Source organism: Rhizobium terrae, assembly GCF_003425685.1.
In the GTDB taxonomy this organism is placed as follows: Bacteria; Pseudomonadota; Alphaproteobacteria; order Rhizobiales; family Rhizobiaceae; genus Neorhizobium; species Neorhizobium terrae.
On the sequence record NZ_QJKM01000011.1, the window covers coordinates 227,430 to 240,415 of the forward strand.

Genomic DNA, 12,986 nt, shown 5'->3' on the forward strand with positions numbered 1-12,986 from the left:
GCTTTTGGGAACTGGGCGAGCGAATTCAGTAGTTTGACAAAAGGTGTCTTGCGTCCGGGGAGCCAAAACGAGGCTGCACGCCCAGAAGAGGCGCAACGCGGCTGATGATCGACTTGATCATGGGCGCCGCGGTGGATGCCGCTGTTCGGCCACCATGTTCACCTGTCTTCGGAGCATCGATCATCGAAAGCACCACATATTTCGGCCTGTCCATCGGAAATGCTGCGACGAATGCATTGAAGTTGATATCGTTCGCGTACCGCCCGTTGATTACCTTGTCGGCGGTGCCTGTTTTGCCGCCCACGTTAAAACCTTCAACTTGGGCGCTTCGGCCTGAGCCTTTCAGGCCATTCCAGGTGTAAAGATAGCGCATGTCCGCACTGGTCTTGCCCTTGATGACGGCACGCGACAGCAGTTTCGCCTGTTCGGGACTGCGGGGAAGAAACGTTGGTCGAACAAGGCTTCCGCCGTTAATCAACGAAGCGGCGGCAACCGCCGTCTGCAGCGGCGTGGTCGCCACGCCATGGCCGAACGAGATCGTAACGGAGTTGATTTTCTTCCACACGCGCGGCTGCGTCGGGGTCGCGACGCCGGGCATTTCGGTTTCCATCTTCGACAGGAGCCCGAGCTTTGTCAGAAACTGCTGATGCCCCTCGATGCCGACCATGTCGGCAACCGCAGCAGTACCGATGTTCGAGGAATACTGGAAGACTTCCGGAATCGTCAGCGCCCGGTTCTTGCCCTTGAAGTCCTTGATCGTGAAGCCGCCCATTCGGATCGGTCGGGATGCATCGACGACAGAGTTCAAAGTAATCTTGCCTTCGTCCAACCCCATCGCCAAAGTGAAGCTCTTGAACGTCGAACCCATCTCATAGGTCGCATTGCTGACCCGATTGAACCAGCCCTTCTCGTATTCCTTGTCCACGCTTCCGTCAGGAAGCGTTCGCGACGGTTCGTTCGGATCGTAATCGGGCACGGAGGCCATGGCGAGCACTTCACCGGTGTCGACGTCGAGAATGACCGCACCTGCAGCCTCGGCCTTGTAGGCGGTCATCGCCGTGGCGACGACCTCACGCACGATGTTCTGGACACGAATATCGATCGAAAGCCTGACGGGCTCCAGACGCGTATCGCTTGTCATCCCGGCCGCGCGCAGGTCCGACAAGCCTTGCTGGTCCAGGTATCGTTCCATGCCGGCAAGACCCTGGTTGTCGACGTTCACATGGCCAACGATATGCGACGCGGTTGCACCACCGGGATAAAAACGCCGCTTCTCCGGCCGGAAGCCGACGCCGGGGATGCCGAGCGCTAGAACGTCCGCCTGCTGCCGAGGCGTCAGCTGCCGCTTGAGCCACTGGAAAGCAGTTCCCGAACGCAGCCGCTTGTGGGTTTCGCTCCAATCCAGGTTAGGAATGACCTGCGCGAGCTTCTCCACGACCTCGTCCGCATCGACGATACGCCGCGGGTCCGCATAGAGCGATACCATGTTCACGTCAGTTGCGAGAAGCGCGCCGTTGCGGTCGACGATGTCCGGGCGAGTAGCGACCGTATTGGGATTGCCGAGCGCGCCGGTGACGACGGGATCGGCGATCCCATATTGGACAAGGCGAGCGCCGACGAGGAAAAAGGCCAGCGAAAAGCCTGCGATCAAAATCCCAACTCGCTGGCGCGCCTGCTTTCTGCGACGAGCGCCGGTGCCGATGAAGTCTTCGTGTCTTCCGATGGCCCGCCGCTTCACCGTGAAATGAGCGCGCCTCTTCAATCGAACGACAAAGGAAATCATCGAGCCAACCCATTACTCAATAGCCTGAAACGGGCGAAGAACGCCGCCCTCGAAAATTATATAGACATATTGTTTCGCACGCCGGCAATAAGCTGCGACAAAGCCATTTTAAATGATTGCGACACTATTAATATAAAATTAACGTTGTATTTTATTCGTGGCCCAGCGTTAATAGACCGGGGAAGATCGCGGGCTTGCATTACTTCAAGACAGCTTTGGCGCTTTGCGGCCATGCCGCACGGTCGCGAGAAGAAAGGCACCGGCCTCTCACACTTCCTCAAAACTCAGCCCCCATTCCTCCTCCCCGTACCACTCACCCTCCCCCGGCGGCTCCCGCCAGCGGAAACTGCGGATCTGGTGGCCCTGACGGCTGCGGAAAGCTTCCGTCAGCCCTTCGTGCCGCCCGGCCGGTGTCGGGGCCTGCCCCTCCGCCCAGACGAAGGAAACAGGCTGGAGGAAGCGGGCGCCGAAACGTCCTCCGCCCCGCCGGTCGATCATCAGGAAAGCGGCGGCGCGGGTGAAGCCGCTGCGCCTGCCGCCTTCCATCCCCGGGATGCCGAGCGGAAACAGCAGCCGGCCGGAGACGGCCAGGTTGTCGATCCAGGCTTCCGGCGGATGGTCGAGAGCGAAATTGGCGTAGATGACGTCGGTATCCTCCTGCGGCCATTCGGTCGCGTCGCCCTGCACCACCTCGACATGCGGGTAGCCGGCGAGGTTTTCCCGCGCCTTTTCGGCAAGCGCCCGGTCATATTCGACCGCAACGACCCTGCCCGACGGCCCGACCAGCTCGGCGAGGATCGCCGAATAATATCCCGAGCCGGCGCCGAGATGGGCGACCGTCTCGCCCTCCCTGACGCCGAGCGCATGCAGGGCACCGGCATGCAGCGAGGGCATGCCGTTGTTGACGCCCCGCGCCGTGTCGAGCCCGACGAGGATATCCTGATAAAGCACGCGCGGATCTTCGGAAGCGAGCGACCGGTAGCCCTGGAAGTCGCTATAGACCCAGGGCGGCGGCCCGATGAATTTTTCCCGCGAAACTTTCGCGAAAGCGGCCAGCAGCCTGTCGTCCTGGGCGACACCGGCCTTGGCCAAAATCTGCCGCGCATAGAGTTGCCGGTGCGGCGCCTCGTCCTCGAAAGCCATTCCTTCCTCCAATCCTGACCTGCGGGCCATCATCCATATGCCACCTGACGGGATCGCGACAGGTCATGGATGCTTCACCGAAATGAATTGGTTCGGTCCGGCCTCTTCCATTAGAGCAGGCTATAACCAGAACGGCATGACGGAAATACCCGATGGCCATGCCGGTGCCGGCGGACGGCAAAATAGGTGAAGCCTAAAGGAATTCGATTGGCAGGCCTCCGGAGGGCCGCTACTAATGCTGCATTGCATCATCGACCGGATCTTTCCATGACAACCGAGACAGGAACCCTCCCCGTCATCCGGGATGACGGCCGCAAAGGCTTCATTCTGGTCCTGCTGGTCTATGTCATCTGGGGCTTCATGCCGCTCTACATGAAGGCGCTCGCACATATTCCGCCGCTGGAATTCATCGCCCATCGCGTGGTCTGGGGCGTGCCGGTCGCCGGCGCGATGCTGGTCTGGCGCCGCCGGACGAAGGATGTGGTGGACGCCCTGCGTTCGCCGCGGACGCTGGCGATGGCGATGCTGACCGCGATCCTGATCTCCATCAACACCGGAACCTATCTCTGGGCGGTCAATGCCGGCCGCGCGCTGGAGGGCGCGCTCGGCTATTTCATCAATCCGCTGTTCAGCGTGCTGCTCGGCGCCGTCTTCCTCAAGGAAAAGCTGTCCGTTGTCCAGATATGCGCGGTCGCGCTCGCCGCCATCGGCGTCGGCACCCTGACGGTGGACATGGGACACCTGCCCTGGGTGGCGCTCACCATGGCGTTCAGCTGGGGGTTCTACGGCTTCTTCCGCAAAACGCTGCCGATCGGGCCGAACCAGGGTTTCTTCCTGGAAGTCCTGCTGCTTTCCGTGATCGGCCTGCCCTACATGATCTGGCTGGAAGCCTCCGGACGGGGGCATCTTTTCAACGGCAGCCCCTCGGACGTGGCGCTGCTCCTCAGCGTCGGCCTCGTCACCGCCATTCCGCTGATGATCTTCGCGACCGGCGCGAAACTGCTGCGGCTGTCGACCGTCGGCATCATGCAATACATCACCCCGACGATCGTTTTCCTCATCGCCGTCTTTGTCTTCCACGAGCCGCTCAGCCTGGTGAAGCTCGGCTCCTTCGTGCTCATCTGGACGGCGCTCGCCCTTTATACGGCGTCGATACTGATGCGACTGCGCGGCCGCTAGAGCATTTCCGGAGAACTCCCATGAAGATGAAAGACATTCCCTTCGGCACGACGGACTGGAACGAGGTGCCGAAGACGGAGCACAAGGGCGAGGCCGGCCTCGCCACCTGGCAGACTCGCCATTTCGGCGGCATCCGGGTGCGGATGGTGGAATATACGCCGGGCTATCTGGCCGACCACTGGTGCGTCAAGGGCCATATCCTTCTCTGCCTTGAAGGCGAGCTCCGGACGGAACTCGCCGACGGACGCGTCTTCACGTTGAAGCCCGGCATGAGCTACCAGGTGGCCGACGATGCCGAGCCGCACCGCTCCTCGACCGCGGCCGGCGCGAAACTCTTCATCGTCGATTAACCTGCGGCGAAGCCGTCAGACATGCGGCGAAACCGTCGGAACCGCCACAAGCCCCGGACGGAGTTCGATCAGAGGCGGGAGATGACCGCATCCTCGCCGCCGGAGGGACGGAACTCCTCGCCGCGCTCGAGGATCGCCGGCACGATGTCCTCCACGTCGGCGATCACCATCGGCTGCACGAGATGGGCGCGATGGATGAAGCCCTGCTCGCGCATATGGGTGATGAGATCCAGCATCGGGTCCCAGAAACCGCCGATATTGGCGAAGACCATCGGCTTTTCATGCCGGCCGAGCTGCGCCCAGGTCATGATCTCGACGATCTCCTCCAGCGTGCCGATGCCGCCCGGCAGGGTCACGAAAGCGTCAGCACGCTCGAACATCTTGTGCTTGCGCTGATGCATGTCCTCGGTCACAATCAGCTCATCGAGCTGGCCGAGCGAGTGACGCGTCGCCTCCATATCGACGAGAAATTCAGGGATGATGCCGGTGACCTGACCGCCGTTCGCGAGCGCACCGGCCGCGACCGCACCCATGATGCCCTTGGTGCCCCCGCCATAGACCAGCCGAAGCCCGTGGGCGGCGATGGATTTTCCGAGCGCGCGGCCGGCAGCGATATAGGCGGGATCACGTCCCGGTTGCGAACCGCAATAGACGCAGATGGATCGAATCGGCAAGAGTTTTCTCCGTATGGCATTCCAGATGGGACGCGGCAGCACGTCCGGCCTTCAAAATTGACGGGAAACACCCGGAAGAGCAAGGGTTTATAGTGTGAAAAGCTTGTTAAGGCGGGAGGAAAAGGTTAATCCGGATATGCGACGGTTGTAGCCGTCGGGAGAGGCATTGATGATGAAAAACCGTGCCGGCTGGCTGGCCCTGATCGTACTTGCAACAGCATCGCTGCTGATGGTCTTCTTCGTGCTGCCGAGGATTAATCAGGATGCGAAGCCGATCGGCGATGCAATCAATGCGGCCGGCAATGCCGTCAAGGACGCGGTGACCGAACCGAAGCCCGTCGCCAAGGCGCCGGAACCGGCAAAGCCGGCCGAACAGGCCGCCGCTCCCGCTGCCCCCGGCGCGACGCCGGCCGCTCCGGCTGCCTCCCAGACCGCAGCCGCTCCGCAGACCCAGCAGCCGGCCCCGCCCGCCCCGATGCCCGCCGCACCACAGCAGACCGCAAAGACGCCCTCCTTCGACGTGCTGCGCGTCGAGCCGGACGGTTCGACCGTCATCGCCGGTCGCGCCGAACCCCATTCCACGCTGGAAGTCACCGACGGTTCCTCGGTCGTCGCCAAGGTCAATGTCGGGCCGAGCGGCGATTTTGCCGCCATTCTCGACAATCCGCTGCCGCCCGGCGACCACCAGCTCATCCTCAAGGCGACGGGCAAGGATGGCAAACCGACGATGTCTGAGGAAACCGCAACGGTTTCCGTGCCCGCCAAGGGCAGCGCCGACAAGCTGCTCGCCATGGTCACCACGCCCGGCAAGGCGAGCCGGCTGATCGCGACGCCGGCTGCCGAGGCCGCAAAGCCCGCCGCCCCGCCGACGCCGGCTGCAACAGTTCAGGCTCCGGTTGCACCGCAGGCTCCTGCGGCACCGCAGATGATGGCATCCGCGCCGGCTCAACCGGCGGCTCCGGCGGCCTCCTCGGCTCCGGCCGCGCCTTCGGCGGGCACGGCGGCCGCCTTGCCGGCACTTCCATCCGGCTCCTCCGGCCTCGTCTCCTCGGCCCCGAACATCGCGGTTTCAGCGCCGGCGGCTGCGGCTCCCGCTGCGGCCGGCGTGTCGGCGCCTGAATTGCGCGTCACCGCCGTCGAAATCGAGGGCGCCAGGATTTTCGTCGCCGGCGCGGCCAAACCCGGCACGCCGCTGCGCGGCCAGGCCGACGGCAGGCCGATCGGCACCGCGCAGGCCGGCCAGGACGGCAGTTTCGTAATCGAGGGAACGACCGATCTGACGGTCGGCGACCACCGGATTGCCGTCGAGGCGCTCGGCGCCGGTGGCACGGTCCTGGTGCGCGTCGAGGTCCCCTTCAACCGGCCTGCCGGCGAACAGGTCGCGGCCGTCGCCGCGGCGCCGAATGCCGACGTCCTGGCGCGGATCGATGCCGGCGCCTTCGACAAGCTGCGCAGCGACGCGGTGCGGGCCTTCAACCTGCTGCGCGGCCTTTATGACGGCGGCCGCGTGCCCTCGATGGAGCAGATGGTCGCGGCCCGTTCGGCCACCTCGATCGCCCTGAAGTCGCTGGCGGAATATCGCCTGCCGGCCGATGCCGCAGCCTCCGTGCGGACGATCGCCCAGGGTACCGCCCGGGATGCCGCCGCGGCGCTTGCAGCGCTCGACGCGTTGCCCAAGGATGTCGCCTCCGTCGGCGCCGGGCTGAAGAAGATCGGCGAGATGATCGCCAAAGCCGTCGGCCCGGTCATCGCCCAGCAGCTGCATGGTGTCGAGATCGCCGCTGCCGTCGCCACGGCAACCGACGCGAGCGGTGCGCGGACCATCCAGCAGGCGCCGCTGACCCAGAGCGAACGCGCCTCGGTGATCATCCGCCGCGGCGATACGCTGTGGCAGATCTCCCGCCGCGTCTATGGCCAGGGCGTGCGCTATACGACGATCTACCTCGCCAACGAAGACCAGATCCGCAATCCGGACGTCATCCAGCCCGGCCAGATCTTCGGCGTACCGGACGAAGCCCGGCCCGATTCGGAAGAACTGCACCGCCAGCGGATGATGCACCGCCGGTCGTAAGCAGAGAGACTTCCTCCTGCCGGCACCCTTTCACAAGCGAGGAAATGTGCTGCGGGCCGTGTTTCCCCGAAATCCGGAAACTCACAGGCGGGCACGAACTGCGACGTCGATGAAATGCGAGGGGCATCCGCCTGTTTCCTCCTGCTGGCCGAGAGAGCGACCGGCCGGCAGCCGGGCGTTTTCACCGGGGGAGATTCCGAGGGTATCGAAAAAATAATCGCTTCTCTTCAATAGCTTAGTTTTCATTTTCATCCCCACTTCGTCCCCGCCCCCCACAGCCATCCGATAATTTCACCCGTCATCGGATGGGAAACCGGGTTCGCGAACCGGCCTCCTCCTCTGGGTTCGAAACTCGGTTTCCGGTGATGGTCGTGGACGTGGCCGAAGAGGGCTCGCAAATCCTGTGAAAACCACGAAAACGGTCGGGGCAGGTGGAAGCCTGACATACCCGATACCCTGAAATACCCCGCCTGCCCCCTTCCCCGAGGCATCGCAATGCGGTGCCTGTCCAAAAGCAGAACCGCGCCGGAGTGACGATCCGGCGCGGCCGAACCTGCGTGTCCGGAGGATCGGCAAATCTCTACGACCGTCTTTTCTTCTCCATATACCGAACGCGGCAAGGCGATGCAGGGGCCTGCTACTCCGCAACCACGACCAGCCGGCCGTCGCGGCGTTCGAAGACATGGTCGGACAGGAAATCGATGCCGCGCTGCTTCGCCATGTCGATCAGCCGCCGCGCGAGCTGCAGTGCGAGCGGCGCCCGGCGGTCGATCACCGCGACCTCGTCCCGCTGGCGCAGAATAAGCAATGCGCCCGCCGGAAATGCCCGATCGACGCGGGCCCAGAATTCGTCGGTCAGCACGATGGCCGGGGAAAGCGCCGTATTGTCGCTGATCTGATAGGTGAGGATATGCTCGTTGGCCCGCTCCTCGCTAAGCTTCGACATTTCCCGAAGAATGTTTTTTCGGGCGATCTGCCTGATCTCGTCCAGGGACCTGTCGCCGATATCGGCATGCGAGACGCCGCTCAGGCTGTGCGGCGTATCAAGCTGGTAGACGACCGCGATATCGCCGGCGAGTTCCTCCACCAGCGCATCTGCGGGAGACGAAGGCCCCGACGGCATGAGATTCTTATCCCGGAACCGGATGTTTGCGTATATCCGGTTGAAGTCGATTTCCGGTTTGCGGACGACGGCAACGATGCCCTGGACGAGATTTTCGATCGCCGCCTGGCGGTCGGCATCGTTGCGCAGCGTGTAGAGCCGGCCGTGAACATTGGTCACGTCCACGGTAACATTGATGGTTTTCCCTGCGCTGCCGCCAAGCTCGACCCGCAGGACCGCCGGGTTGTCCGGGTCAGGTGAAATATTTTTCACCTGCGCTTCCGTGCGGAGCCGGGCGATGACCGCCTCCCGCAGTTCTCCGAGCGTTTCCGACGGCTGGCGGGAAACGGGTCGCGAAACGCCGATCTTCGACAACAGGCTCTTGAAAATGATCGCCTCCCCTCCGCTTCCCGTTTCTGCGCAGGCCGCAGCCGGCAACAATACGGCCGCAATTCGGATTGCATGTCTGATGGTGCGCACTGATATCTCCGACAGCTTGGAGACGATGCCCGGATGGCAGAACCCGTACGCTCCGGCCGCCCACGGATGACCTAGGGCATGACCCGCAGCGGGCAATGGCGGCAGCCCGAAGAGCGAAATTTTCATCAAAGCGTCATGTTCTCCGGATTCGAGCCCATGTGAAAGGACCGGAATCAGCTCCGCATCCGCGACTCAGGCAAGTTGCTCCAGGTCCATTCGAGGCGGCCGGAGCGACGTTTCCGCATCCCCCGCGCTGCCGGTTTGGGGGTGGCGCTCGTTTTCGGCGCAATGTCAGCCTCAATTGCGGGATCTTTCGGGGAAATCCATCGGCGGGTCAGCTTCACGCAGGCTGCGGGGCAAATAACCGGCAGTGTCACGGCATGGCTTCACATTATCTCCGGCTCCACCGCATGCCGCTCGATGACGCCTTGGGAGAAAAAAGATGGTTTCAAGCATCAATACGATCCGCATGTGGTCCAGCCAGGCCGCCCTCAGCGCCTTCAAGGAAGCGACCGACACCCGCTCGTCCAGCGTCGCCTCCGGCGGCTCATCCAGCTCTTCGCTTGCCGATATCCTTTATTCCGGCAACGACAGCGACGACGACTACGAGGATACCAAGCTGACGGCGCTGATCGCATCGCTGCAGCAGGCGAAGAACGGCATCGATCCGACCGTAAAGGACGAGGACGGGTCGGTCGACGACATGTCCAGCAAGGCCTTCATGAAGGCGCTGCGCGAGAAGCTGGAAGGCCTGAAGGACAAGCCCGATACCGCCGCCATGGCCGACAAGATGCTGAAGGCGCTCGATGCAGGAACGCTGACCGTGACCAATGCGGTCGCCGGCGAACAGGTGAAGGCCTGGGACGTGACCGACAGCAAGCAGCTTTCCGCCGCCAAGACCGAGGTCGAAAAGTCCGACTGGAGCAGTTTCCTGAAGGACCTCTTGACGCGCGACACGAGCGGCAAGTTCGTCCGCAACGCCGATTCGAGCTATATCGAGAAGGAAACCGGCGCGAGTTCCTATTTCGGCATGGTCGGCGAGGCCTATTATTACATCTCCTGGACCACGCCGCCGGCCACAACCACGCCGACCGGCACCGCGGGCTCGGGCACGGCCTCGAGCGGCAACGCCTCGACCAAGTGACCCCTGAACGGGCCGGCGGGGCCTTTCTCCGCCGGATGCGGGAAAGCGGAACCGAATTCTGCGGCCGATCGAGGAATCGGCACGCTTCGTCGCTCCGGATTTCGGCCCGGTCCCTGAGGAAGCGTCGCGGGGATATTGCTTTTGCCGAAAAAGCATGGCCTCCTCGCCTCCAGGCAAGGAGGCGCCCATGATCGACACATCCGTATTGATGACCTATGTGGCGATCGTGCTCGGCTTCGTCTTCATTCCAGGCCCTGCGACGCTGCTGACCGTCGCGCGGGCGACGACATCCGGCACCCGCGCCGGGCTTGCGACCGGGTTCGGCGTCGCCGTCGGCGATCTCATCCACACGCTGATGGCGGCGGTCGGCATTTCGGCCGTCATCGCGGCCTCCGCGCTGCTCTTCAGCATCATCAAGTATATCGGCGCTGCCTATCTGATCTATCTCGGCATCCGCGCCATCCTCACCAGGACGGCGCCGGAACTCGGCGCCGGAGCGCTTTCCGTCAGCCCGGCCAATGCCTTCCGGCAGGCGGTGCTGACCGAAGTCCTGAACCCGAAGACCGCGCTCTTCTTCCTCGCCTTCCTGCCGCAATTCGTGCATCCGGAAAACGGTCCGGCGATCCCCCAGCTCCTGATTCTCGGCTTCGTCTTCGTGGTGCTCGGCCTGTTCAGCACGGTGGTCTTCGCGATGGGCGCCGGCGGGCTCGGCAGGTTCCTGCGCCGCCATCCGGCGGTCATGAAATGGCAGGGCAAGGTCGTGGGCGGCATCTATTGCGCGCTGGGGCTGCGGCTCGCATTGCAGCAGCGCTGAACGGCGGCTTGCGGAACGGAACTTTCATCAAACCGTCATTGCAACATTCGCCCCCGGCCCTTATGTGCCGGGGTGGCGTTTTGACGCGCCCTTACGCGGGGTCCGGCGGAGACATTCATGGCAGCAAGCAAGAAGACCATATCGGCGGATGCCAGCAATCCGCTCGGCACGCTCGTCAACCTGTGGCCCTATATGTGGCCGCATGGCAGGGCCGATCTGAAGGCGCGCGTGCTGTGGGCGACCTTTTATCTCTTCCTCGCCAAGTTCGTGCTGCTCGCTGTCCCTTATTTCTTCAAATGGGCGACCGATGCGCTGAACGGCAAGATGGATATGCAGGGCCTGCTGCCGGCCTTCCTGCTCGGCGCGGTCGTCCTCGTCATCGCCTATAATTTCACGCGCCTCCTGCAGCTCGGCCTCAACCAGCTGCGTGATGCGCTCTTCGCCTCCGTCGGCCAATATGCGGTGCGCCAGCTCGCCTACCGCACCTTCGTGCACATGCACCAGCTTTCGCTACGCTTCCACCTGGAGCGCAAGACGGGCGGGCTATCGCGCATCATCGAGCGCGGCACCAAGGGCATCGAGACGATCGTCCGCTTCACCATCCTGAACTCGGTGCCGACGCTGCTCGAATTCCTGCTAACGGCGGTGATCTTCTGGGCGGCCTACGGCTTCTGGTACGTGGCGGTCACCGCGGTCACCGTCTGGCTCTATATCTGGTTCACCATCAAGGCGAGCGACTGGCGCATCTCCATCCGCCGCTCGATGAACGACAGCGACACGGACGCCAACACCAAGGCGATCGATTCGCTCCTCAACTTCGAGACGGTCAAATATTTCGGCAACGAAGAGATGGAGGCAAAGCGCTTCGACGCCTCCATGGCGCGCTACGAAAAGGCCGCGACCGATGTCTGGACCTCGCTCGGCTGGCTGAACTTCGGCCAGGGCGTCATCTTCGGCCTCGGCACGACGGTGATGATGGTGATGTCGGCGCTTGCCGTGCAGCGCGGCGAACAGACGATCGGCGATTTCGTCTTCGTCAACGCCCTCCTCATGCAGTTGTCTGTGCCGCTCAATTTCATCGGCTTCGTCTACCGCGAAATCCGCCAGGGGCTGACCGATATCGAGCAGATGTTCGATCTCCTGGAAGTGGAGCCGGAAGTGGTCGACAGGCCGGATGCCACAAAGCTTGAGATCGGCCAGGGCTCGATCGCCTTCAGGGACGTGCATTTTTCCTATGACCCGGCCCGGCCGATCCTGAAAGGCATTTCCTTCGAGGTGCCGGCCGGCAAGACGGTGGCGATCGTCGGCCCGTCCGGCGCCGGGAAATCCACCATCTCCCGGCTGCTTTACCGGTTCTACGATATCCAGGGCGGCGCCATCACCATCGACGGGCAGGATGTGCGCGACGTGACGCAGACGTCGCTCCGCGCCGTCATCGGCATGGTGCCGCAGGATACGGTGCTGTTCAACGATACGGTCGCCTACAACATCCGCTACGGCCGGACCACCGCGACGGACGAGGAAGTGTTCGCCGCCGCCGAAGTGGCGCAGATCGGCCATTTCATCCGCACGCTGCCGGAAGGCTTCGACACGAAGGTCGGCGAGCGCGGCCTGAAGCTCTCCGGCGGCGAGAAACAGCGCGTGGCGATCGCCCGCACCATCCTCAAGGCGCCGCCGATCCTCATCCTCGACGAGGCGACGTCTGCGCTCGACACCACGACGGAACACGAGATACAGTCGGCGCTCGACACAGTCTCGAAGAACCGCACGACGCTGGTCATCGCCCACCGGCTCTCGACCGTCATCAATGCCGACGAGATCATCGTGCTGCGCGACGGCCATATCGCCGAACGCGGCACGCACGCTTCGCTGCTTGAGCAGAACGGCCTCTACGCCTCGATGTGGAACCGCCAGCGCGAGGCGGTGCAGGCGGAAGAACAGCTCCGCAAGGTGCGCGAGAGCGACGACCTCGGCGTCGTGCTGCGCGGCCAGCCGGCAGCGGAATAAGGATCAAGAGAAGGACAGACGATGAGAAGAAACCGCCAGACGCGAATGCTGGTCATGTTGGGGGTTGCTGCCGCCTACGCGCTGGTGCTGGCGCTCTGGGGCTCACCACTGCTCGCCTTCACCACCTGGATGGGCTGGGTCGATCCGCAAGCGGCGCGCTGAGGACGCAGTGTTCACCGGGTGGCGGCTGGGAATGCGAGGGGCGGCGTGCCATTTGGGGTGCAAATAGATATTGCGGT

At 63.3% G+C, this 12,986-nt stretch carries 11 protein-coding genes; 7 read left to right on the top strand and 4 right to left on the bottom strand.

Going from position 1 to position 12,986, the window contains the following annotated elements:
• Nucleotides 1-25: 25 nt before the first annotated feature.
• Together DMO26_RS21550 and DMO26_RS21555 are read right to left on the bottom strand one after the other, a co-directional pair.
• The gene (locus tag DMO26_RS21550) at nt 26-1,783 is read right to left on the bottom strand and encodes a peptidoglycan D,D-transpeptidase FtsI family protein (RefSeq protein WP_117194207.1); all 1,758 of its coding nucleotides are present in this window, start codon (nt 1,781-1,783) and stop codon (nt 26-28) included.
• Nucleotides 1,784-2,050: 267 nt separating this feature from the next.
• The gene (locus DMO26_RS21555; RefSeq protein WP_117194208.1) at nt 2,051-2,926 is read right to left on the bottom strand and encodes a protein-L-isoaspartate O-methyltransferase family protein; all 876 of its coding nucleotides are present in this window, start codon (nt 2,924-2,926) and stop codon (nt 2,051-2,053) included.
• A 267-nt stretch (nt 2,927-3,193) separates the two neighbouring features.
• Here DMO26_RS21555 and rarD point away from each other — a divergent pair, with 267 nt between their 5' ends.
• Nucleotides 3,194-4,105, top strand: coding sequence for an EamA family transporter RarD (gene rarD, locus DMO26_RS21560; RefSeq protein WP_117194271.1), 912 nt, complete (start codon nt 3,194-3,196; stop codon nt 4,103-4,105).
• A 20-nt stretch (nt 4,106-4,125) separates the two neighbouring features.
• On the top strand, nt 4,126-4,455 hold the full coding sequence (locus DMO26_RS21565; RefSeq protein WP_117194209.1) for a DHCW motif cupin fold protein: 330 nt from the start codon (nt 4,126-4,128) through the stop codon (nt 4,453-4,455).
• Nucleotides 4,456-4,523: 68 nt separating this feature from the next.
• Here the strand turns inward: DMO26_RS21565 and DMO26_RS21570 are convergent, their stop codons facing one another.
• Entirely contained in the window at nt 4,524-5,129 is a 606-nt protein-coding gene (locus DMO26_RS21570) for an LOG family protein (protein ID WP_404947072.1), read from the bottom strand.
• A gap of 169 nt (nt 5,130-5,298) precedes the next feature.
• Between DMO26_RS21570 and DMO26_RS21575 the strand changes: the two genes are divergently transcribed.
• Nucleotides 5,299-7,200, top strand: coding sequence for a LysM peptidoglycan-binding domain-containing protein (locus DMO26_RS21575; RefSeq protein WP_117194210.1), 1,902 nt, complete (start codon nt 5,299-5,301; stop codon nt 7,198-7,200).
• A gap of 637 nt (nt 7,201-7,837) precedes the next feature.
• Here DMO26_RS21575 and DMO26_RS21585 read toward each other — a convergent pair.
• Entirely contained in the window at nt 7,838-8,782 is a 945-nt protein-coding gene (locus DMO26_RS21585) for a hypothetical protein (RefSeq protein ID WP_226951377.1), read from the bottom strand.
• 442 nt (nt 8,783-9,224) lie between these two features.
• Between DMO26_RS21585 and DMO26_RS21590 the strand changes: the two genes are divergently transcribed.
• The 4 genes from DMO26_RS21590 to DMO26_RS33800 all read left to right on the top strand — a co-directional run bounded on the left by DMO26_RS21590 (nt 9,225) and on the right by DMO26_RS33800 (nt 12,909).
• Entirely contained in the window at nt 9,225-9,926 is a 702-nt protein-coding gene (locus tag DMO26_RS21590) for a hypothetical protein (RefSeq protein WP_117194212.1), read from the top strand.
• 187 nt (nt 9,927-10,113) lie between these two features.
• Nucleotides 10,114-10,740 (top strand): LysE family translocator, encoded by a 627-nt coding sequence (locus DMO26_RS21595; RefSeq protein WP_117194274.1) that lies wholly within the window; start codon nt 10,114-10,116, stop codon nt 10,738-10,740.
• Nucleotides 10,741-10,857: 117 nt separating this feature from the next.
• A complete protein-coding gene (locus tag DMO26_RS21600; RefSeq protein ID WP_117194213.1) occupies nt 10,858-12,747 on the top strand; it encodes an ABCB family ABC transporter ATP-binding protein/permease in 1,890 nt (629 codons plus the stop codon).
• A 21-nt stretch (nt 12,748-12,768) separates the two neighbouring features.
• Nucleotides 12,769-12,909, top strand: coding sequence for a hypothetical protein (locus DMO26_RS33800; RefSeq protein ID WP_162895011.1), 141 nt, complete (start codon nt 12,769-12,771; stop codon nt 12,907-12,909).
• Nucleotides 12,910-12,986 lie beyond the last annotated feature (77 nt).

What these genes read in the sequence shown, in the direction of transcription:
- DMO26_RS21550 (WP_117194207.1), bottom strand. Translation starts at nt 1,783, where the DNA reads ATGATTTCCTTTGTCGTTCGATTGAAGAGGCGCGCTCATTTCACGGTG.
- DMO26_RS21555 (WP_117194208.1), bottom strand. Translation starts at nt 2,926, where the DNA reads ATGGCTTTCGAGGACGAGGCGCCGCACCGGCAACTCTATGCGCGGCAG.
- rarD (WP_117194271.1), top strand. Translation starts at nt 3,194, where the DNA reads ATGACAACCGAGACAGGAACCCTCCCCGTCATCCGGGATGACGGCCGC.
- DMO26_RS21565 (WP_117194209.1), top strand. Translation starts at nt 4,126, where the DNA reads ATGAAGATGAAAGACATTCCCTTCGGCACGACGGACTGGAACGAGGTG.
- DMO26_RS21575 (WP_117194210.1), top strand. Translation starts at nt 5,299, where the DNA reads ATGATGAAAAACCGTGCCGGCTGGCTGGCCCTGATCGTACTTGCAACA.
- DMO26_RS21590 (WP_117194212.1), top strand. Translation starts at nt 9,225, where the DNA reads ATGGTTTCAAGCATCAATACGATCCGCATGTGGTCCAGCCAGGCCGCC.
- DMO26_RS21595 (WP_117194274.1), top strand. Translation starts at nt 10,114, where the DNA reads ATGATCGACACATCCGTATTGATGACCTATGTGGCGATCGTGCTCGGC.
- DMO26_RS21600 (WP_117194213.1), top strand. Translation starts at nt 10,858, where the DNA reads ATGGCAGCAAGCAAGAAGACCATATCGGCGGATGCCAGCAATCCGCTC.
- DMO26_RS33800 (WP_162895011.1), top strand. Translation starts at nt 12,769, where the DNA reads ATGAGAAGAAACCGCCAGACGCGAATGCTGGTCATGTTGGGGGTTGCT.